The sequence below is a fragment of the Streptomyces sp. NPDC093600 genome (assembly GCF_044764755.1).
Classification (GTDB): Bacteria; Actinomycetota; Actinomycetes; order Streptomycetales; family Streptomycetaceae; genus Streptomyces.
The window spans coordinates 261,399-281,693 of the sequence record NZ_JBIWIU010000009.1 but is presented as its reverse complement, the minus strand read 5'-3'; the positions used below and the strand labels follow the sequence as shown (position 1 = coordinate 281,693).

Below are 20,295 nucleotides of genomic sequence, written 5' to 3'. Positions count from 1 at the left end.
GGTTACGGCTCCCTGGGTGCGTCGGCGGCGGTGGGGGGAAAGTCATGGTTCTCGGTGGGCCGGACGTCGAGGGCCCGCTCCGGGGTGAGGCGTACGACGAGATGGCGGCGCCAGGCCGTGTCGTCGCGCTCGGGGTGGTCCTCGCGCCAGTGGCAGCCCCGGGTCTCCTCGCGACGGCGGGCGGCCGCGACCAGGACGCGGGCGACGCACAGGAGGTTGGTCGTCTCCCAGGACTCGACGCCGGGCTCGGCCGCCTTCGAGTCGTCGGTGCCGCCCGCGAGGGCGTCCGTGTGGAGGGCGTCCAGGGCCTCGGCGGCCTCGCGCAGACTCGCCGCGGAGCGGAGCACTCCGGCGCCGGCGGTCATGATCCGCTGGATACGGGTGCGGGCGCCGGCGACCGGCAGCGGGAGGATGACGGGCGCCGGGTGCGGCACGGGGGTGCCGGGCACGCGCGCGGTACGGGCCGTGATGTCCTCGGCGATGCGCTCGGCGAAGACCAGGCCCTCCAGGAGGGAGTTCGAGGCGAGCCGGTTGGCGCCGTGCACGCCCGTGCAGGCCACCTCGCCGCAGGCGTAGAGGCCGGGGACGGTGGTCCGGCCCCGCAGGTCGGTGCGGACCCCGCCGGAGGCGTAGTGGGCCGCGGGGGCGACCGGGATGGGCTCGGTGACCGGGTCGATGCCGTGGGCGCGGCAGGCGGCCAGGATCGTGGGGAAGCGGTGCTCCCACATCTCGGCGCCGAAGTGCCGGGCGTCGAGGTACATGTGCTCGGTGCCGCGCTCGCGCATGCGGCGCGTGATCGCCTTGGCGACGATGTCGCGGGGGGCGAGCTCGGCCAGCTCGTGCTGCCCGAGCATGAACCGGACCCCGTCCGCGTCCACGAGGTGGGCGCCCTCCCCGCGTACCGCCTCGGATACCAGCGGCTGCTGCCCCTCGGCGTCGGCGCCGAGGAAGAGCACGGTGGGGTGGAACTGGACGAACTCGAGGTCGGAGACCTCGGCCCCGGCGCGCAGCGCGAGCGCGACCCCGTCGCCGGTGGAGACGGCCGGGTTGGTGGTGGCGGAGAAGACCTGGCCCATGCCGCCGGTGGCGAGGACCACGGCGGGGGCGTGGACGGCGCCCACGCCGTCGTGCTGGCCCTCCCCCATGACGTGCAGGGTCACACCCGCCGTACGGCCCTCGGCGTCCGTGAGGAGGTCCAGGACGAGCGCGTGCTCGATGGTGCGCACGCCCCGGTCGCGTATCGCCTCGACGAGCGCGCGGGAGATCTCGGCTCCGGTGGCGTCGCCGCCCGCGTGCGCGATCCGGCGGCGGTGGTGACCGCCCTCGCGGGTCAGGGCGATCTCGCCCTCGGAGGTCTTGTCGAAGTCGGCGCCGGTGGCGATGAGCCGGCGGACGGCGTCGGGGCCCTCGGTGACCAGGGCGTGCACGGCCTGCTCGTCGCACAGCCCGGCGCCCGCGACGAGCGTGTCGTCCAGGTGCTGCTCGGGGGTGTCGCCCTCGCCGAGGGCGGCGGCTATGCCGCCCTGGGCCCAGCGGGTGGAGCCGTCGTCCAGGCGGGCCTTGGTGACGACGACCGTACGCAGTCCGGCGGCGGTGCAGCGCAGGGCGGCGGTCAGGCCGGCGACGCCGGAGCCGACCACGACGACGTCGGCGTCGATGGCCCAGCCCGGCGCGGGCGCGTGCAGCCGTATTCCGGTCACTTGGTGGCTCCGAACGTCAGCGGGATGTTGTCGATCAGCCGCGTGGTGCCCACGCGCGCGGCGACGGCGAGGATCGCCTCGCCGTGGTGGTCGTCGGCGACGTCGGTGAAGTCGGCCGGGTCGACGAGGGCGAGATAGTCCAGGACGAGCGGCGGGTCGGCCTTCGCCGCGTCGTCGAGGACGGCGCGGGCCGCCGCCCGTACGGCGTCGGCGCCGCCCCACTCGCTGGCGGTGGCCTGGGCGACGGCGTGCGCGTCGGCCGCCGCGCGGGCCTCGCCGAGCCGGGAGAGCGCCTCGGCGCGGCTCTCCGAGCCGGGCAGCGACGCGGCACGCGCGGCCAGCGCCTGCTGGGCGGCGAGCCGGTCGCTCGCGGCGAACAGCGCCCGGGACAGGGCGAGCGCGGTGCGGCGCTCGGCGGTGGCGAGGTAGCGGTTGCGGCTGGAGAGCGCGAGGCCGTCGCTCTCGCGGACGGTCGGCACGCCGACGATCTCGACCGGGAAGTTCAGATCGCGGACCATCCGGCGGATGAGGGCCAGCTGCTGGGCGTCCTTCTGGCCGAAGAAGGCCACGTCGGGACGGGTGAGGTGGAGGAGCTTGGCGACGACGGTGAGCATGCCGTCGAAGTGCCCGGGGCGGGAGGTGCCTTCGAGGCGCTCCCCCATGGGTCCCGCGGTGATCCGGACCTGGGGCTCCCCGCCGGGGTAGACCTCCTCGGCGGAGGGGGCGAAGACGGCGCTCGCGCCTGCGGCGAAGGCCAGTTCCAGGTCGGCGTCCAGCGTGCGCGGATAGCGGTCGAGGTCCTCGCCGGCGCCGAACTGGAGCGGGTTGACGAAGACGGTGACGACGACGAACCCGTCCCGGCCGACGTACTCGCGGGCGGCACGGATCAGGGTGGCGTGGCCGTCGTGGAGGGCGCCCATGGTCATGACGACGGCGCGCCTGCCGCGGCTCGGCAGCGCGTGGAGTTCGTCCGCCGTACGGACCGGTGCGAGCGGCGCGGACGGTGTGGACGATGACGTGGACGGCGTGGACGACGACGTGGACGGTGCGGAGGACGGCGTGGACCTCATCGGGACTCCCCCTCGGCGAGCACGCCCAGCAGATCCTCGGCCAGCTCGGGCTTGAGCAGACCGTGCGCGAGCGCCCGGTCCGCGGTCGTGCGGGCCATCGCCAGATAGCCGGCGACTGTGCCGGGGGCGTGCTTGCGCAGCTCGGCGACGTGGGCGGCGACCGTGCCGGCGTCCCCGCGCGCGACGGGGCCGGTGAGGGCCGCGTCACCGGAGCGCAGGGCGTTGTCCAGGGCGGCGCCCAGGAGCGGTCCGAGCATCCGGTCGGGGGCGGCGACCCCCGCCGTACGGAGCAGGTCCAGGGACTGGGCCACCAGCGTGACCAGGTGGTTAGCGCCGAGGGCGAGGGCCGCGTGGTAGAGCGGGCGGGCCTCCTCCGCGATCCACTCGGGCTCGCCGCCCATCTCGATCACCAGGGCCTCGGCGGCCAGCCGCAGCTCCTCGGGCGCGGTGACGCCGAAGGAGCAGCCGGCCAGCCGCTGGACGTCGACGGAGGTGCCGGTGAAGGTCATGGCCGGGTGCAGGGCGAGCGGCAGGGCACCGGCGCGGCGGGCGGCGTCCAGGACCTTGACTCCGTACCGCCCGGAGGTGTGCACCAGGATCTGCCCGGGCCGTACGGCCCCGGTCTCGGCGAGGCCCTCGACCAGGCCCGGCAGGGCGTCGTCGGGGACCGTCAGCAGGACCAGGTCGGCGTGGGCGAGCACCTGGGCGGGCGACATGATCGGCACGTCCGGGAGCAGGGTCGCGGCGCGGCGCACGGACGCGTCGGAGACCGCGGAGACGGCGACGGGGCGGTGTCCCGCCAGCCGGAGGCAGGCGGCGAGGGCGGGCCCCACGCGGCCGGCTCCGACGACTCCGACGGTGAGTCGCGCGGGACGGTCTTCCGCTCGGGGTTCTGCAGCTTGGTTCACGCGGCAACGGCCTTCCGTTCCAGTCCGCGGGGGGTACCGGACGATTTCTCGTCATGCTACGCCAGCGTTTCGCCCCCCTCCGTGCCTGTCCACAGGGTGTGGGTTGCAGTGTGATGATCGGCGGATGGACGAGTCGGAGCAGGACGCGAGACGGTACCGGGCCTCGGTGTGGTCGGGCGCCGGGCGGGCGCTGTGGCGCTCGCCGGTGGAGGCGTCGGTCGGCGAACGGCTGACCGAGCTGGCGGAGCTGGCCCGGCGGGGCCACACGCTCATGGACCCGCACGACCTTGTCGACACCTACGGCGGCGGCCCGGTCGGGGAGGTCGAGCGGCGGGTCGCCGACGCGCTGGGCATGCCGGCGGCGGTGTTCTTCCCGACCGGCACGATGGCACAGCAGGTGGCGCTGCGCTGCTGGTCGGGGCGGACCGGCAGCCCGGTCGTCGCCCTGCACCCCCTCGCGCACCCGGAGGTCCACGAGCGCGGTGCGCTCGGTGCGGTGAGCGGGCTGCGCACGGTCCATCCGACGGACGAGCCCCGGCTGCCGACGGCCGAGGAGGTACGGAACCACCCGGAGCCCTTCGGCACGCTGATGCTGGAGCTGCCGCTGCGGGACGCCGGTTTCACGCTGCCGGCCTGGGACGAACTGGTGGACGTCGTGGAGGCGGCGCGCGAACGTGACGCAGTGGTGCACTTCGACGGCGCGCGACTGTGGGAGTGCGCCCCTCACTTCGGGCGCGGTCTGCGGGAGATCACCCGCCTCGCGGACACCGTGTACGTGTCCTTCTACAAGTCGCTGGGCGGGATCTCGGGGGCCGCGCTGGCCGGCCCGGAGGACGTGATGGAGGAGGCGCGGGTGTGGCTCCACCGGTACGGCGGGCTGGTCTTCCAGCAGTTCCCGGCGGCGATGGCGGCGCTGAGGGGCCTCGCCGTGGAGCTGCCGAGGCTGCCCTCGTACGTGGCGCACGCGCGCGTGGTGGCGGACGGGCTTCGGGCGGGCTTCGAGGAGGCGGGGGTGCCGTGGTTCCGGGTCCACCCCGCGCCCCCGCACACCCACCAGTTCCAGGTGTGGCTCCCGTACGACCCGGACCGTCTCACGGCGGCGTCACTGGCCCTGACGGTGGAGACGGACACGGTCCTCTTCCGCCGCTGGTCCTCGCCGGGGGCGGGCGGCCCGCCGGGGGTGGCGGTGACGGAGGTGACGGTCGGGGAGCCGGGACTGTCCTGGACGAAGGACGACGTACGGGAGGCGGTGGGCGCCTTCCTCGCGCGCGTGGGGTGAGGGGACCGGGTCAAGGCTTCGGCCTCCCCCGGGCGCCTTCCTCGCCCGCGTGAGGTGATTCCGCTCAGGCGCCGCGCGCCGCGGCGGGAGCGACCGGGTCAGACCGCTCCGCCGCCCGCCCGCACCAGGCCCGTCTCGTACGCCAGGACCACGACCTGCACCCGGTCGCGCAGGTCCAGCTTGGTCAGGATCCGGCCGACGTGCGTCTTCACCGTCGCCTCGGACAAAACCAGCCGCGCGGCGATCTCACCGTTCGACAGACCCTGTGCGACCAGCATCATCACCTCGCGCTCGCGCTCGGTGAGCCGGTCGATCTCCTTGTGCTGGGGCTCCTTGCCCGACGACGGCAGCATCGGCGAGAAGCGGTCGAGCAGCCGGCGCGTGGTCGACGGGGCCACCACCGCGTCCCCGCTGTGCACCGAGCGGATCGCGCCCAGCAGCTCACCGGGCGGCACGTCCTTGAGCATGAAGCCGCTCGCCCCCGCCTTCAGCCCGGAGAAGGCGTACTCGTCGAGGTCGAACGTGGTCAGGATCAGCACCTTGGGCGCGTCGGGCTGCGAGCAGATCCGCCGGGTCGCCTCGACCCCGTCCAGCTTGGGCATCCGTACGTCCATCAGCACCACGTCCACGGCCGTGGACCGCAGCACCTCCAGCGCCTCCACGCCGTCGCCGGCCTCGGCCACGACCTCCATGTCCGGCTGGGCGGCGAGCACCATGCGGAATCCGGTGCGCAGCAGCACCTGGTCGTCGACGAGCATCACGCGGATGGACATGGAGGGTTCCTTCGGTTCGTCGGTGGGCCAAGGGGCTCGGGAGGGGCCACGTGCGCGGGGCTCAGAGGGCGGGGGCTCAGTGGGCGGGCTTCAAGGGGAGCAGGGCGCTGATCCGGAAGCCACCCCCGGGCCGGGGTCCGGCGTCCAGGGTGCCGCCGACCATGCCGACCCGCTCCCGCATGCCGATCAGGCCGTGGCCCCGGCCGTCGGCGCCGCCGTCCTCGTACATCTCCGTGGTCGCGCCCCGCCCGTCGTCCTCGACGAGCAGGCCGAGCCCGTCGTCGAAGTACACCAGACGGACACTGGCCCCGGCGTCCGGGCCGCCGTGCTTGCGGGTGTTGGTGAGGGCCTCCTGCACGATCCGGTACGCCGTGAGCTCGACGCCGCTGGGCAGCGGCCGGGGCGTGCCCTCGACCTTGAAGTCGACGGTCAGACCGGCTCCGCGGACCTGGTCCACCAGATCCTCGATCTGCTGGACGTCGGGCTGGGGCACGTACTCCCCGGCCTCCTCGTGCTCGCCGGTGCGCAGGATCCCGAGGAGCCGGCGCATCTCGGCCAGCGCCTGCCGGCCGGTGGAGGAGATGGTCTCCAGGGCCTGCTTGGCCTGCTCCGGTGAGGTGTCCATGACGTAGGCGGCGCCGTCGGCCTGCACGACCATGACGGAGACGTTGTGGGCGACGACGTCGTGGAGCTCGCGGGCGATCCGGGCGCGCTCGGCGGCCACCGCGACCTTGGACTGCGCCTCGCGCTCCTGTTCCAGGCGCGTGGCGCGCTCCTCCAGCTGCGCGAAGTAGGCGCGGCGGGTGCGCAGGGAGTCGCCAAGCACCCAGGCGAGGGCGAACGGCACGGTCATGATCACCGTGAAGAACACCTTGGCGAGCGCCGAGCTCTCGCCCTCCATCGGCCATCTCAGCTGGGAGAGCGTGGCGGCGCTCAGTCCGCCGGCCAGCGCGAGGCGCGAGGCCCAGCGCGGACCGTCGTGCGCGGCGACCGTGTAGATGATCACGAGCATCGCGAAGTCGGCGAAGAACGGCATCACCCCGAAGGCGAGCTGGGCGAGCCCCAGGGCGACCGCGAGCAGCAGCATCTTCTCTGGCGCGCGCCGGCGCAGCGCGACGACCAGCGAGAGCAGTGCGGCGACGACGCCGTACGCGGCGGGCTCCTCGACCCCCGGGTAGGTCGACCCGACCCACAGCAGGGAGAACCCGAGGAGGGCGACGGCCCAGAGGCTGTCGACGCCCGTCGGGTGTCTGCGGATGAAGTCGTAGACGCGCTGCACGTGACCCAGCGTAGGGAAGGGAGATAGGTGCAGGGGTCAACCGTGGGGGCGATCCTTGGCGGGAAGGCCGTACTCCGCAAGGTGGAGACTGGGGCACGTGACGGATGAGACGTGTCAATGGCCGGACGGACAGCCGGGCTGGCGGGGCTGGCGGGAGGCCGCCGAGCGGGCGCTGTACGGGCCGGGCGGCTTCTATCTGCGCCCCGAGGGCCCGGCCGGGCACTTCCGCACCTCGGTGCACGCCTCCCCCCTCTTCGCCGGCGCCGTCGCCCGGCTGCTGACGGAGGTGGCCGGCGAACTCGGCACGGACGAGATCGCGCTGGTGGATGTGGGCGCGGGGCGGGGCGAGCTGTTGACGGGCGTGCTGGCCGCCGCTCCGGCGGGACTTTCGGTGCGGCCGTACGGCGTCGAGCGCGCCGCCCGCCCCGACGGGCTCGACCCGCGGATCACCTGGACGGACCGGGTGCCGGAAGGGGTGCGCGGGCTGCTCTTCGCGAACGAGTGGCTGGACAACGTGCCCGTGGACGTCGCCCAGGCCGACGCGTCGGGGACGGCGCGCTACGTCGAGGTGCGGGCGGACGGCACGGAACGGCTCGGCGGGGCGGTCACGGGCCCGGACGCGGAGTGGCTGGAGCGGTGGTGGCCGCTGCGGGAGCCGGGCGAGCGGGCGGAGATCGGGCGGCCGCGGGACGAGGCGTGGGCGCGGGCGGTGGGCGCGCTGGAGGCCGGACTCGCGGTGGCGGTGGACTACGCGCATGTACAGGGGGCCAGGCCGCCCTTCGGGACGCTGACCGGGTTCCGCGCGGGGCGGGAGGTCCCGGCGGTGCCGGACGGGTCGTGCGACCTGACCTCGCACGTGGCGCTGGACGCGGTCGCCGCGGCGGGCGGCCCCGGGGGCGAGCTGACGACCCAGCGGGAGGCGCTGCGGCGCCTGGGGGTGAGCGGCGGCCGGCCGCCGCTGTCCCTGGCGTCGAGCGATCCGGCGGCGTACGTGCGGGCGCTGGCCTCGGCGGGGGAGGCGGCGGAGCTCACCGCCCGGGGCGGTCTGGGGGACTTCCTGTGGCTCACGCAGCGGGTGCCGGGCCGACGAGCCGGCCGGTGAGGGAGCAGCGGGTGGGACGACCGCCCACGGGGGTGGAGGGGCGGGGGATACTGTGCCCATGACGGAGACGACGGTCGGAATCGGCGGGGCGGCGGAGAGCACCGACATGGTGCTGAACATCGGGCCGCAGCATCCCTCGACCCATGGTGTGCTCCGCCTCCGGCTCGTCCTGGACGGCGAGGTCATCCGGCACGCCGAGCCGGTCATCGGGTACATGCACCGCGGTGCCGAGAAGCTCTTCGAGGCGCGCGACTACCGCCAGATCATCATGCTCGCCAACCGCCACGACTGGCTGTCGGCCTTCTCCAACGAGCTCGGTGTCGTGATGGCGGTCGAGCGGATGCTCGGCATGGAGGTCCCCGAGCGCGCCGTGTGGACCCGTACGCTCCTCGCCGAGCTGAACCGGGTGCTCAACCACCTCATGTTCCTGGGGTCGTACCCCCTCGAACTGGGCGGTATCACCCCGGTCTTCTACGCCTTCCGGGAGCGCGAGGAGCTCCAGGCCGTGATGGAGGAGGTCTCCGGCGGCCGGATGCACTACATGTTCAACCGGGTCGGCGGCCTCAAGGAGGACCTGCCGGCCGGCTGGCAGACCCGGGCGCGCGCGGCCGTGGCCGACGTCCGGTCCCGGATGGACGTGTACGACAAGCTGGTCCTCGGCAACGAGATCTTCCGGGGGCGCACCCGTGGCATCGGCGTCCTGAGCCAGGAGACCGCGCACGCGTACGGCGTCTCGGGGCCCATCGCCCGCGCCTCCGGCGTCGACTTCGACCTGCGCCGCGACGAGCCGTACCTGGCCTACGGGGAGCTTCAGGACACGCTGAAGGTCGTCACCCGGCAGGAGGGCGACTGCCTGGCCCGGTTCGAGTGCCTCCTCGACCAGACGCACAACGCCCTGGAGCTCGCCGACGCCTGCCTCGACCGGCTCGCGGAGCTTCCCCCGGGCCCGGTCAACCAGCGGCTGCCGAAGGTGCTGAAGGCCCCGGAGGGCCATACGTACGCCTGGACCGAGAACCCCCTCGGCATCAACGGCTACTACCTGGTTTCCAAGGGCGAGAAGACCCCGTACCGCCTCAAGCTCCGCTCGGCGTCGTTCAACAACATCCAGGCGCTGACCGAGCTGCTCCCCGGCACGCTGGTCGCCGACATGGTGGCCATCCTGGGCTCGCTGTTCTTCGTCGTCGGCGACATCGACAAGTGACCGGCGGCGGGCCCGGGTCCCCCGGGTCGCGTCCGGACACTCCGCCTGGCCCGGCCTGATCGGCAGCGCGCCCTCTAGGAGCTGACCGCTCCGCGCAGCTCCGCCACGTCGAGCTGCTCGGTCTCGTCGTGTTCGGTCAGGTCGATGACCTGGCCGATCGCCCGCTGCTCGGGGGCGCGCCGCGCCACGGTGGCCAGGACCTCCTCGCCGACGACGTCCGCGAGATCGGTGTCCTGGACCGCCTCGATCGCGGCCGCCGCCTTCTGCGTCCCGAAGAAGTCGAAGCCTCCTTCGGGGCGCGGGGCGGGGCGGCGGGCGGCGTAGGGCACGATCGCGGCGGCGGCCGGGACGGGACGGACCGCGGGCACGGGCGGCGCGGTGGTGGCGGCGGACGACGGGCGGGCGTGCTGCCCGGCCCCGGCGGCCGCCGCGTGCTTCCCCTGCGGCTCCTCCGTCTCCCGGGCGCGCTCGGCGAGGTCGCGGTCGCGGGCGGCTTCGACGGTTCTGCGGGCCTGCTGGGCGGCGGCGTTGCGCGAGAGGTCGCGCAGCGCTTGTGCCGCCTGGCGGTAGGCGTCCCTGGTCGGCGTGGATCCGGCGGCCGGCAGCGCCTTCGCCGGGGAGGTCGCCTCCAGGGCGAGCTGCCTGCGGCCTTCCAGGGCGCTGGCCCGCTCGGTCTCCGCCGTGGCGTACCGGCGCAGCAGCTCCGCGTGCTCGCCGCGCAGTCCGGCGAGCTCCACCCGCTTGGCGCGCAGCTTCGCGTCGAGCTTGGCGCGAAGCTCGCGGGCCTCCTCGATGTCGGACTCGAGTTCGGCTATCCGCTCCTCGGTCTTCCACTGGTCCGCGGCCCGCGCCCGGGTCAGTTCGGCGACCTGGCGGCCGGCGCTCCGGTCCCAACTGCGCATGAGGACGGCGCCGGTGATCGCGGCGGCGGCGGCCGCCGCGACGAGCAGCCGCAGCACCACGGGATCCGCGAGCAGCCAGGCGCCCGCGGCACAGGCGACCGAAGCTCCGGCGACCGCCGAGGGCGGCAGAAGCTTGTGCAGGGGAGGGGAATGGCGGTGGCGTCCACGTGGCATGGCCTGAAATTTACCGTGCGTAGGCGCGGTATGGGGTGTCGGCCCCGCAATCTCTTGGCCACTTCTCGCCGTCGTCACCGCGCCTCTGCCCCGCCCTCGCCGTACCCAACCCCGGCCGCGCCGACTCCCTTTAGCCGGCCCTCACTTCTTGACCAGCCCCTTCGACTCCAGATAGCTCTTGGCCACGTCCTCCGGCTTCGCCCGCTCGGCATCCACCTTGCGGTTCAGTTCGGCGAGATCGGCGGTCGTCAGGACCTTTGTGATCTTGTCCAGTGCGGCGGCTATCTCGGGCGATCCGGCGTCCTTCGCATTGACCACGGGCAGCACATTGTCGGCGTTCTGCAGCTTCTTGTCGTCGGCCAGCAGGACGAGGCCGAAGCCGTCGAGCGTGGCGTCCGTGGTGGTGGTCAGCACCAGCTGGGCCACGCCGTCCTTGACCGCCTGCTTGGACTGCGGCGTGCCGACTCCCTTGGGGTCGACACCGGTGACGTCGATCCCGTACGTCTTCTTCAGGCCCGGCGCGCAGAACGGCCGTACGGCGCATTCGTCACCGGCCGCGATCTTCACCTTCAGCTTGGCGCGGCCGAGATCGGAAAGCGTCGTCAGCTCGTTCTTCTCGGCGAATTCCCGTGACACCGCGAAGGCGTTCTGGTCGACGGCCTGACCGAACCCGAGCACCTTCAGTCCGCGCGGCTCGGCGAGCTTCTTCAGCGCCTCCACCGTGGCGGCCGCGTCACCGGAGGCGACGGGCTTCTCCTCGGGGGCCTTCGGCCCGTTCGCCTTCGCATTGAGGAATTCCGCGATCGTCGCCGCGTATTCCGGTACGACGTCGATCTCGCCCTTCTCCAGCGAGGGTTCGTACAGCTCCCGGTTCTTCACCGTGGTGACGGTCGCGGAGTATCCGGCACTCTCAAGCACCTGGGCGTAGAGCTCGGCGAGCACCTTGGACTCGGTGAACGCGGCGGCGCCCACGACCAGGGAGCCCTTGCCCGCTCCGGACGCGCCACCGCCGCCGCCCGCCTTCTCCAGGCTGTCGCCGCCGCACGCGGCGAGCCCGCCGGTCAGCGCCACAGCCAGCACCACACCCACCGTGCGCGAGATCCTGCTCACGAGATCACCCATCCCCATCCCAGTCGTTTCTTCGGTCGTCTCACGCGCGCCGGCCGAGGAGCCGGTCGGCCCCCACCAGCGCGGCCTCCACCAGGAGGGCGAGCAGGGCGACGAGGAGCGCGCCCGCCACCACCTGCGGGGTGTTGTACGTGTTGAATCCGGCGGTGATGATCCGGCCGAGGCCCCCTTGGCCGACCATCGCCGCGATGGTCGCGGTGGCGACCACCTGCACGGCGGCCGACCGCACCCCCGTCATGACCAGCGGCCGGGCGAGGGGGAGTTCGACCTTCCGGAAGAGCTGGCCGCCGGACATCCCCATCCCCCGCGCGGCCTCCACCACCGCCCGGTCGACCTCGCGCATGCCGACGTACGCGTTGGTGAGCAGCGGCGGCAGCGCGAACAGCACCAGGGCGATCACGGTCGGCACCGAACCGGCGGTGCGCAGCGGCGACACCATGAAGAGGGCCAGGACCGCGAAGACGGGGACCGCCCGTCCGGCGTTGGAGAGGTTGACGGCGAGCGTGCCGCCCCGGCCGAGGTGCCCCAGCCACAGTCCGAGCGGCAGCGCGAGCGCGCAGGCCAGCAGCAGCGCGACCCCGCTCACATAGACGTGCTCGGCGAGCCGTTGCCCTATCCCGCCGTCCCCCGACCAGTGGGCGCCGGTGGTGAGCCAGGCCCAGGCGTCCGTCACGACCCCCATCTCACCCTCCCCCCGGCGCGGTCCGTATGCGGGTCCACGGTGTGAGCAGCCGCTGGAGGCCCAGGAGCAGCAGATCGGCGGCGACCGCGAGCAGCACGCACAGCACCGAGGCGGCGAGCACCTGCGCCTTGAAGAAGGTCGGCAGCGCGTCCTCGATGAGATTGCCGAGCCCGCCCCGGCCCACGATCGACCCGACCGTCGTCAGCGCGATCGTCGAGACCGTCGCCATCCGTATCCCGGCCATCAAGGCAGGCAGCGACAAGGGGAGTTCGACCTCCCACAGCAGCCGTCCCGGCCCGTACCCCATGCCCCGGGCGGCCTCCCGCGCCTCGGCCGGCACGGCCGCCAGGCCCGCGAGGATGTTCCGTACGAGAATCGTCAGCGAGTACAGCACGAGGCCGGTCACCACCAGCGCCGTCGACAGCCCGAAGAGCGGCAGCAGCAGCGAGAACAGGGCCAGCGACGGAATGGTGTAGAGCAGGGTCGTCAGCCCGAGGACCGGTCCGGCGAGCCGGGGCCGGGCCCGGACGAGCAGGGCCAGCGGAAAGGCGACCGCGAGCCCGATCAGCACGGACACCAGCGTGATGCCCCCGTGCTGGAGCGTGGCGTCGGTCAACTCCTGCGCGCGGGTGCGCAGATACTCCCCGCAGACCCAGTCGTTCGTCACCAGACAGCTCGACGCGCTCATGTGCCTCCCCCCGGCCCGCCCGTGTACCCGTATCCCCGAACGTACGTCTTAACCGACCCTAGCCCCCGCCACCGACAATCGCCGGGCCAGAATGGGGAACCATGATCCGGTTCGAGCATGTGACCAAGCGGTACGCGGACGGCACCACCGCCGTGGACGACCTCTCCTTCGAGGTCGCCGAGGGCGAACTGGTCACGCTCGTCGGCCCGTCGGGCTGCGGCAAGACCACCACGATGAAGATGGTGAACCGGCTCATCGAGCCGACCGAGGGGCGGATATTCCTCGACGGCGAGGACATAGCCGCCGTCGACCCCGTCCAGCTGCGCCGCCGCATCGGCTACGTCATCCAGCAGGTCGGCCTCTTCCCGCACCGCACGGTCCTCGACAACACCGCCACCGTCCCCCACCTCCTCGGCGTCCCGCGCGCCCGGGCCCGCGCCCGCGCCGCCGAACTCCTCGACCTGGTCGGCCTGGACCCGGGCACGTACGGCGACCGCTACCCCGAACAGCTCTCCGGCGGGCAGCGCCAACGCGTGGGGGTGGCCCGCGCGCTGGCGGCCGACCCGCCCGTCCTGCTGATGGACGAACCCTTCGGCGCGGTCGACCCGGTGGTCCGCGAACGGCTGCAGAGCGAGTTCCTGCGGCTCCAGTCCCAGGTCCGCAAGACGGTCCTGCTCGTCACGCACGACCTGGAGGAGGCCGTCCGCCTCGGTGACCGGATCGCCGTCTACGGCCACGGGACGATCGAGCAGTTCGCCGCCCCGGCCACCGTGCTCGGCGCCCCCGCCACCCCGTACGTCGCCGACTTCGTCGGCGCGGACCGCGGCCTCAAGCGGCTCTCCGTCACCCCCGTGGAGGAGGGCGATCTGGAACACCCGCCGACGGTGCGCACCGGCGCCGGCTTCGACGCGCCCCGGGTGGTCGTTCTCGACGCCGACGGCCGCCCGGAGGGCTGGGTCTCCGCGGAGCACCCCGAGGACGTCCGGCCGACGCCCGCTCCCGTACCGCTCGGCACCTCCCTGCGGGAGGCGTTGGCGGCGCTCCTGCAGGACGACACCGGCTGGCTCCCCGTCATCGACCCGACGGACGGCGGACGGTACGCGGGCGTGCTGACCCCCGACGGCGTCCACCGGGCCCTGCGCCGGGCCCGTCCGGAGCCGTCTCCCGCAAACCCCTCGGCGGACTGACGAGAACCCCACGGACACCGGGGCCCCGCGGGCAAGCTCAGTTCGCGCTGAGCCGCCCGCTCATCCACACCAGGCCCGGCGGGATCTCGCGGTTCCAGGTGTTGAAGTTGTGCCCGCCGCTGTCGAGCGTGATCGAGGAGACCCGCGCCGGGGCCTTCACCTTCTCGATGAACGCGAGCGTCCCCTTCAGGTTGCCCTCGCCCTGCTTCGAGGTGGTCACCAGGAACGACGACTTGCCCTGCGGGGCGTGGTCCAGGCTCCACAGCAGGTCGGCCCGCTTGCGCGCCTTCCCGTCGCCGTGGAAGAGATCGCCGGTCGTCACGTCCTCGGCGGCCTTGTAGTACGCGGAGAAGCCCGCGCCCGCCGCGAACCGGTCCGGGTGGTGCAGGGCGATCTTCAGCGCGCAGTAGCCGCCGGTCGAGTTCCCCATGAACCCCCAGTTCCGGGCCTTCGTCCCCACCCGGTACGTCTCCGAGACCGCCTTCGGCAGGTCCTGCGCGAAGAACGTCTCGGTCTGCGGGCCGCCGGGCACGTTCACGCACTCGGTGTCCCGGGGCGGCGCCACCGTCGGGCGCAGCATCACCAGGATCATCGGCCGCATCTTCCCCGCCTTCGCCTGCAGGAAGGCCGTCTTCGGGTACTTCAGCCCCTTGAGCAGGTTCTCGGCCGTGCCCGGGTAGCCGGTCAGCACCACCGAGGCGGGAAAGGTGCTCTTCGCGTACGCCTCCTGGAAGTACTCCGGCGGCAGATAGACGTACGCCGGGGAGTCGATCTTCGACTTCTCGCCGGAGACGACGATCTTCTGGATCTGTCCGCCGACCGACGGCTTCCCGCCGCCGGGGACGTCGAGCGCCTGGACGCCGACGACCTTGATGTCCTTGGAACCGGCCGAGTGGTCGACGACCACCCCCAGGTCCTGCTCCTGCCCGAACAGGTCGGCCCAGGAGCCGTAGAACAGGAAGGAGTTGTTCGCCGCCAGGCCGACCGAGGCGAACAGCGCGAGCTGGGTCGCGAGCAGCAGGCCGATCCGGCCCAGGACGGCCCGCCAGCCCCCGCGTGCGAGCCGCGGCCACAGCCAGACGGTGGCGGCGAACAGCACCACAGCCAGCGCGACGGCGAGCGCCAGAACATTGTTGCTGGTGAGACCCATGAGGTGATCGAACTTTCTTCCTTGAGATTTTCCTGTGAGCGAATGAACCCGCTCCCCCGCAGGACCGTCCTAGAAGGCGCACAACCTCCGGTACACGGCCCGCTCCTGACCACCCGCGCGGCCGCCGGACCAAGAATCTCTCGCGGATGCGGATCACGGGAAGCACGGGAAGCGATGTCTGTCACGGTAGATGGGGACAAATCACGATCGGTTCCGGATCGGGTACGCCGGATTCTGCGCGGACCGCGACCGGAGAAGGTCCCCTCCCTCGTCGGCACGGCCTGCACCCTCATCGGCCTGATCGACATCGCCGCAGGCGTCTTCCCGCGCTTCCGCACCAGCCGGATGCACGCCGTCGCCGAAGTCCTGCCCGGCACCCTCGGACCACTGTCCGCCGCCCTCTCCCTCAGCGCCGGCGTCCTGCTCCTGCTCCTCGCCCACGGCCTCAAGCGCCACAAGCGCCGCGCCTGGCGGGCCGCCGTCGTCCTGCTGCCGCTCGGCGCCGTCGCCCAGTTCGTCTGGCGCCACTCGATCGTCGGCGTCCTGCTCTCCCTCGCGCTGCTCGCCCTGCTGCTCCGCCACCGCCGCGAGTTCGCCGCCCTGCCCGACCCCCGCAGCCGCTGGAAGGCCCTCGCCAACTTCGTCCTCATGGGCGCCGGATCCATCGCGCTCGGCCTGGTCATCGTCAGCGCCCACCCGCGCCGCGTCGTCGGCGGCCCCGGCCTCACCGACCGCCTCGAACACGTCCTGTACGGACTCTTCGGCTTCGAAGGCCCCATCCGCTACACCGGCGGCGCCGACTGGACCGTCGGCTACTCCCTCGGCGCCCTCGGCATGCTGACCGCCCTCACCACCGTCTACCTCGCCTTCCGCCCCGAACACCCCACCGCCCGGCTCACCCAGGACGACGAGACCAGGCTCCGCGCCCTGCTCGACAAGCACGGCGCCCGCGACTCCCTCGGCCACTTCGCGCTCCGCCGCGACAAGGGCGTCGTCTTCTCCCCCAGCGGCAAGGCCGCCGTCTGCTACCGCGTCGTCTCCGGCGTCATGCTCGCCAGCGGCGACCCCATCGGCGACGTCGAAGCCTGGCCCGGCGCCATCGAACGCTTCATGGACGAGGCCAAGGCCCACTCCTGGACCCCCGCCGTCATGGGCTGCTCCGAGACCGGCGGCCAGGTCTGGACCCGCGAGACCGGCCTCGACGCCCTCGAACTCGGCGACGAGGCGGTGGTGGACGTCGCGGATTTCTCCCTCGCCGGGCGCGCCATGCGCAACGTGCGCCAGATGGTGAAGCGCATCGAACGCAACGGCTACACCACCCAGGTCCGCCGCGTCCGTGACCTCTCCGACGCCGAACTCGAACACGTACGCCGCGCCGCCGCCGACTGGCGCGGCACCGACACCGAACGCGGCTTCTCCATGGCCCTCGGCCGCATCGGCGATCCCGGCGACGGCGACGCCGTCATAGCCACCGCCCACAAGGACGATCCCGACTCCCCCTACGGCGACCTGAAGGCGATCATCCACTTCGTCCCCTGGGGCGCCGACGGCATGTCCCTGGAACTCATGCGCCGTGACCGCTCCGCCGACCCCGGCATGAACGAGCTCCTCATCGTCGCCGCCCTCCAGGAATCCCCCCGCCTGGGCATCACCCGCGTCTCGCTCAACTTCGCCATGTTCCGCGCGGCCCTCGCCCGCGGCGAGAAGATCGGCGCCGGCCCCGTCCTGCGCGTCTGGCGCGGCCTCCTCGTCTTCCTCTCCCGCTGGTTCCAGATCGAGTCCCTCTACAAGTTCAACGCCAAGTTCCAGCCCCGCTGGGAACCCCGCTTCGTCGTCTACCGCAAGAGCCGCGACCTGCCCCGCATCGGCTTCGCCGCCATGCAGGCCGAAGGCTTCGTCAACCTCGACCTGCCCCGCCCCTTCACCCGCCGCCGCACCGCCGCCACCGCCCGCCCCTGCGCCCACATCGTCACCCCTCAGGCCGACCGCGAGGTCCGGGCGGCCTGACGGGCGCCCCCGGACCGGCCAGCCCCTAGGCTGGTCGTATGAGTACGTTGAGCGGACGGGGCACGGCCTGGGGCCTGCCGGAGTGGGATCGCTGCGCGGTCATGGGCGTCGTCAACGTGACGCCGGACTCCTTCTCCGACGGCGGCCGCTGGTTCGACACCACGACCGCCGTCAAACACGGCCTCCACCTCGTCGCCGAAGGCGCCGACCTCGTCGACGTCGGCGGCGAATCCACCCGGCCCGGCGCCAGCCGGGTCGACGAGGACGAGGAGCTGCGCCGCGTCGTCCCCGTCGTCCGCGGCCTCGCCGCCGAAGGCGTCACCGTCTCCGTCGACACCATGCGCGCCTCCGTCGCCCGCGCCGCCGTCGCGGCGGGCGCCGTCCTCGTCAACGACGTCAGCGGCGGCCTCGCCGACCCGGAGATGGTCCCCGCCGTCGCCGCCGCCGAGGTCCCCTTCGTCGTCATGCACTGGCGCGGCTTCAGCCAGGACATGAACCGCCTCGCCGTCTACGACGACGTGGTCGCCGAGGTCGTCACCGAACTCCGCCGCCGCCTGGACGCCGTCGTCGACGGCGGCATCGCCCCCGAACGCATCGTCATCGACCCCGGCCTCGGCTTCGCCAAGCAGGCCCCGCACGACCTCGCCCTCGTCGCCCACCTGCCCGAGCTGCGCGCACTGGGCCGGCCGCTCCTCGTGGCCGCCTCCCGCAAGCGCTTCCTCGGCCATGTCCTCGCCCGCGAGGGCGCCGCCCCGCCGCCCGCCCGCGAACGCGACGCCGCCACCGCCGCCGTCTCCGCCATCGCCGCCCACGAAGGCGCCTGGGCCGTCCGCGTCCACGAGGTCAGGGCCACCGCCGACGCCGTCCGAGTCGCCAGAGCCGTCGAGGGAGCCGCGTGACCCACCGGACCGACACCGAAGCGGTCGAGGCCGCCAACACCGCCTTCTACGAAGCGATGGAGCGCGGCGACTTCGAAGAGGTCTCCACCCTCTGGCTCGACGACGGCGCCACCCCGATCTCCTGCGTCCACCCCGGCTGGCCGGTCCTTTCCGGCCGCAGCGAGGTACTCCGCTCGTACGCCCTGATCATGGCGAACACCGAGTACATCCAGTTCTTCCTCACCGACGTCAAGGTCTCCCTCGGCGGCGACGTGGCCGTCGTCACCTGCACCGAGAACATCCTCAGCGGCGGACCCGCCGAGGACGGCGCCGAACTCGGCCCGCTGGTGGGCCAGCTGGTGGTCGCCACCAATGTGTTCCGCCGCACATTCGACGGCTGGAAGATCTGGTCCCACCACGGCTCCCCCGTCCTCGCCGAATCCGACGACGAAGAGGACGAGGAGCCAGGCGCCTGACGGGTCGCTGGGCCTTGCGGGTGATCCACGGGGTTGGGGCCGCGCCCCCTGGGTAGGGGCCGCTACCAGCCCCTGCGGCCCTCGCCTGCTGCCCCCGTGGGCACATGCTGTCGGTGCCCGCAGGTAGATTCGATGGTGGACACCCGGCCGTCCGCACCCGGCTGCGTGGCCCGAGAACTACGACAGCAGGAGTGATTCGCGTGGATCGTGTCGCGCTGCGCGGCCTCAAGGCCCGAGGACACCACGGCGTCTTCCCCAAGGAGCGCGAGGAGGGCCAGACCTTCATCGTGGACCTCGTCCTCGGCCTCGACACCCGCCCCGCGGCCGCCGACGACGACCTGACGAAGACCGTGCACTACGGCGTCGTCGCGGAGGAAGTCGTGGACGTGGTCCAGGGCGAGCCGGTGGACCTCATCGAGACGCTCGCCGAACGGATCGCCCAGCAGTGCCTCAAGCACGCCGGCGTCCAGGAGGTCGAGGTGTGCGTCCACAAGCCCGACGCACCGATCACGGTCCCCTTCGACGACGTCACCATCACCATCACCCGGAGCCGAGTATGAAAGCCACGCACAGCGACCCCACCGTGCAGCCCGTACCCGCCTCCGTCGTCGAGGCCGTCGACGCCGCCGACGTGACCCTCTCCAACCCCAAGTGGGCCGTCATCGCCCTCGGCTCCAACCTCGGCAACCGCATGGAGACCCTCCAAGGGGCCATCGACGCCCTGGAGGACACCCCGGGCCTCCGGGTCAAGGCCGTCTCCTCCGTGTACGAGACGGAGCCCTGGGGCGTCGAGCCCGGCTCCCAGCCCTCGTACCTCAACGCCGTCGTCCTGGTGAAGACCACCCTGCCGCCCTCCTCCCTGCTGGAGCGGGCGCACGCCGTCGAGGAGGCCTTCCACCGGGTCCGCGAGGAGCGGTGGGGCGCCCGCACCATCGACGTCGACATCGTGACCTACGCCGACGTCGTCTCCGACGACCCCGTCCTCACCCTCCCCCACCCCCGCGCCCACCAGCGCGCCTTCGTCCTGGCCCCCTGGCGCGACGTGGACCCCGAGGCCCAGCTGCCCGGCCACGGCACGGTGGCCGAACTCCTGACCGCCCTCGGCGGCGCCGGGGTCGTGCCGCGCACCGACCTGGAACTCCGTCTGCCCGAGTAGTCGTTACTCTCGTCAGAGATCGAGATCGATCGACCCGGATCGACGCCCGCGACGACGAAGGACACCCGGTGAAACAACTGCGGCTCAAGGTGCTCACCGGACTGTTCCTCGTGGCGGGCATCCTGTCCTGGGGCGGTGCGCGGCTCTGGGACTCGGTGGGCACCCTGCCGAGCGTGCCGCTGGCCGCCCCGATCGTGCTCGCGGCGATCGCCGCCGTCCTGACCGCGACGGCCCTCTCCCTGCGCTCCCGCCTCAAGGCCCAGCGCGAACGCCGCCCCGGCGCGAAGGGCGTCGAACCCCTGATGGCGGCCCGCGCGGTGGTCTTCGGCCAGGCCAGCGCCCTGGTGGCGGCGCTGGTCTCCGGCATGTACGGCGGCGCGGGCGTCTTCCTGCTCGGCTCCCTGGACATCCCGGCCCGCCGCGACCAGGCGATCTACGCCGGCTTCTCGGTCCTGGCGGGCATCGGCGTGATCGCGGCGGCCCTCTTCCTGGAACGCGTCTGCAAACTCCCCGACGACGAGGAGAACGGCAAGGGAACGGCCCCGGTGGCGTAGC

The 20,295-nt window shown here is 73.0% G+C and carries 20 protein-coding genes; 10 read left to right on the top strand and 10 right to left on the bottom strand.

Features of this window, described 5'->3' with window-relative positions:
• Positions 1 to 2 precede the first annotated feature (2 nt).
• From ACIRB4_RS23120 to ACIRB4_RS23110, 3 genes are read right to left on the bottom strand one after another with little or no spacing between them, the layout of a single operon-like run.
• Entirely contained in the window at positions 3 to 1,700 is a 1,698-nt protein-coding gene (locus ACIRB4_RS23120; protein WP_403293940.1) for an L-aspartate oxidase, read from the bottom strand.
• Positions 1,697 to 2,770, bottom strand: coding sequence for a pantoate--beta-alanine ligase (gene panC, locus ACIRB4_RS23115; protein WP_403293938.1), 1,074 nt, complete (start codon positions 2,768 to 2,770; stop codon positions 1,697 to 1,699). The genes ACIRB4_RS23120 and panC overlap by 4 nt, the downstream gene beginning before the upstream one ends.
• Entirely contained in the window at positions 2,767 to 3,678 is a 912-nt protein-coding gene (locus ACIRB4_RS23110; RefSeq protein ID WP_403293937.1) for a Rossmann-like and DUF2520 domain-containing protein, read from the bottom strand. The genes panC and ACIRB4_RS23110 overlap by 4 nt, the downstream gene beginning before the upstream one ends.
• A 124-nt stretch (positions 3,679 to 3,802) precedes the next feature.
• On the opposite strand from ACIRB4_RS23110, the gene ACIRB4_RS23105 reads away from it, so the two are divergent.
• Positions 3,803 to 4,957: a threonine aldolase family protein gene (locus tag ACIRB4_RS23105; RefSeq protein WP_403293936.1), complete on the top strand. Its 1,155-nt coding sequence runs from the start codon at positions 3,803 to 3,805 to the stop codon at positions 4,955 to 4,957.
• A 98-nt stretch (positions 4,958 to 5,055) separates the two neighbouring features.
• On the opposite strand, the gene ACIRB4_RS23100 is transcribed toward ACIRB4_RS23105, so the two are convergent.
• Both ACIRB4_RS23100 and ACIRB4_RS23095 read right to left on the bottom strand, forming a co-directional pair.
• The gene (locus tag ACIRB4_RS23100) at positions 5,056 to 5,730 is read right to left on the bottom strand and encodes a response regulator (RefSeq protein WP_403293934.1); all 675 of its coding nucleotides are present in this window, start codon (positions 5,728 to 5,730) and stop codon (positions 5,056 to 5,058) included.
• A gap of 76 nt (positions 5,731 to 5,806) precedes the next feature.
• Positions 5,807 to 7,009: a sensor histidine kinase gene (locus ACIRB4_RS23095; protein WP_403293932.1), complete on the bottom strand. Its 1,203-nt coding sequence runs from the start codon at positions 7,007 to 7,009 to the stop codon at positions 5,807 to 5,809.
• A 97-nt stretch (positions 7,010 to 7,106) separates the two neighbouring features.
• Here ACIRB4_RS23095 and ACIRB4_RS23090 point away from each other — a divergent pair, with 97 nt between their 5' ends.
• Both ACIRB4_RS23090 and ACIRB4_RS23085 read left to right on the top strand, forming a co-directional pair.
• Positions 7,107 to 8,111 carry an SAM-dependent methyltransferase gene (locus tag ACIRB4_RS23090; protein WP_403293930.1) on the top strand — a complete coding sequence of 335 codons (1,005 nt, stop codon included), beginning with the start codon at positions 7,107 to 7,109 and terminating at the stop codon, positions 8,109 to 8,111.
• Positions 8,112 to 8,169: 58 nt separating this feature from the next.
• The gene (locus ACIRB4_RS23085; protein WP_403293928.1) at positions 8,170 to 9,312 is read left to right on the top strand and encodes an NADH-quinone oxidoreductase subunit D; all 1,143 of its coding nucleotides are present in this window, start codon (positions 8,170 to 8,172) and stop codon (positions 9,310 to 9,312) included.
• 74 nt (positions 9,313 to 9,386) lie between these two features.
• Here ACIRB4_RS23085 and ACIRB4_RS23080 read toward each other — a convergent pair whose 3' ends face one another.
• From ACIRB4_RS23080 to ACIRB4_RS23065, 4 genes are all read right to left on the bottom strand, one after another.
• Positions 9,387 to 10,388, bottom strand: coding sequence for a hypothetical protein (locus ACIRB4_RS23080; protein ID WP_403293926.1), 1,002 nt, complete (start codon positions 10,386 to 10,388; stop codon positions 9,387 to 9,389).
• A gap of 141 nt (positions 10,389 to 10,529) precedes the next feature.
• Entirely contained in the window at positions 10,530 to 11,510 is a 981-nt protein-coding gene (locus tag ACIRB4_RS23075; RefSeq protein WP_403293924.1) for an ABC transporter substrate-binding protein, read from the bottom strand.
• 28 nt (positions 11,511 to 11,538) lie between these two features.
• On the bottom strand, positions 11,539 to 12,198 hold the full coding sequence (locus ACIRB4_RS23070) for an ABC transporter permease (RefSeq protein WP_403293922.1): 660 nt from the start codon (positions 12,196 to 12,198) through the stop codon (positions 11,539 to 11,541).
• Position 12,199: 1 nt separating this feature from the next.
• The gene (locus ACIRB4_RS23065; RefSeq protein ID WP_403293920.1) at positions 12,200 to 12,886 is read right to left on the bottom strand and encodes an ABC transporter permease; all 687 of its coding nucleotides are present in this window, start codon (positions 12,884 to 12,886) and stop codon (positions 12,200 to 12,202) included.
• 101 nt (positions 12,887 to 12,987) lie between these two features.
• Between ACIRB4_RS23065 and ACIRB4_RS23060 the strand changes: the two genes are divergently transcribed.
• Complete coding sequence (locus ACIRB4_RS23060) at positions 12,988 to 14,073, top strand: ABC transporter ATP-binding protein (RefSeq protein WP_403293918.1); 1,086 nt, start codon at positions 12,988 to 12,990, stop codon at positions 14,071 to 14,073.
• Positions 14,074 to 14,110: 37 nt separating this feature from the next.
• Here ACIRB4_RS23060 and ACIRB4_RS23055 read toward each other — a convergent pair whose 3' ends face one another.
• On the bottom strand, positions 14,111 to 15,223 hold the full coding sequence (locus ACIRB4_RS23055; protein ID WP_403293916.1) for an alpha/beta hydrolase: 1,113 nt from the start codon (positions 15,221 to 15,223) through the stop codon (positions 14,111 to 14,113).
• A gap of 174 nt (positions 15,224 to 15,397) precedes the next feature.
• Here ACIRB4_RS23055 and ACIRB4_RS23050 point away from each other — a divergent pair, with 174 nt between their 5' ends.
• The 6 genes from ACIRB4_RS23050 (at position 15,398) to ACIRB4_RS23025 (ending at position 20,294) form a co-directional block, all read left to right on the top strand.
• Positions 15,398 to 17,230 (top strand): phosphatidylglycerol lysyltransferase domain-containing protein, encoded by a 1,833-nt coding sequence (locus ACIRB4_RS23050; RefSeq protein ID WP_403293914.1) that lies wholly within the window; start codon positions 15,398 to 15,400, stop codon positions 17,228 to 17,230.
• Positions 17,231 to 17,268: 38 nt separating this feature from the next.
• The gene (gene folP / locus ACIRB4_RS23045) at positions 17,269 to 18,129 is read left to right on the top strand and encodes a dihydropteroate synthase (RefSeq protein WP_403293913.1); all 861 of its coding nucleotides are present in this window, start codon (positions 17,269 to 17,271) and stop codon (positions 18,127 to 18,129) included.
• Positions 18,126 to 18,584, top strand: a complete 459-nt coding sequence (locus ACIRB4_RS23040; RefSeq protein ID WP_403293911.1) for a nuclear transport factor 2 family protein — start codon at positions 18,126 to 18,128, stop codon at positions 18,582 to 18,584. The genes folP and ACIRB4_RS23040 overlap by 4 nt, the downstream gene beginning before the upstream one ends.
• Positions 18,585 to 18,784: 200 nt before the next feature.
• Entirely contained in the window at positions 18,785 to 19,144 is a 360-nt protein-coding gene (folB, locus tag ACIRB4_RS23035; RefSeq protein ID WP_356888526.1) for a dihydroneopterin aldolase, read from the top strand.
• The gene (folK, locus tag ACIRB4_RS23030; protein WP_403293910.1) at positions 19,141 to 19,740 is read left to right on the top strand and encodes a 2-amino-4-hydroxy-6-hydroxymethyldihydropteridine diphosphokinase; all 600 of its coding nucleotides are present in this window, start codon (positions 19,141 to 19,143) and stop codon (positions 19,738 to 19,740) included. The genes folB and folK overlap by 4 nt, the downstream gene beginning before the upstream one ends.
• A 68-nt stretch (positions 19,741 to 19,808) precedes the next feature.
• Positions 19,809 to 20,294, top strand: a complete 486-nt coding sequence (locus ACIRB4_RS23025) for a DUF3180 domain-containing protein (protein ID WP_403293908.1) — start codon at positions 19,809 to 19,811, stop codon at positions 20,292 to 20,294.
• Position 20,295 lies beyond the last annotated feature (1 nt).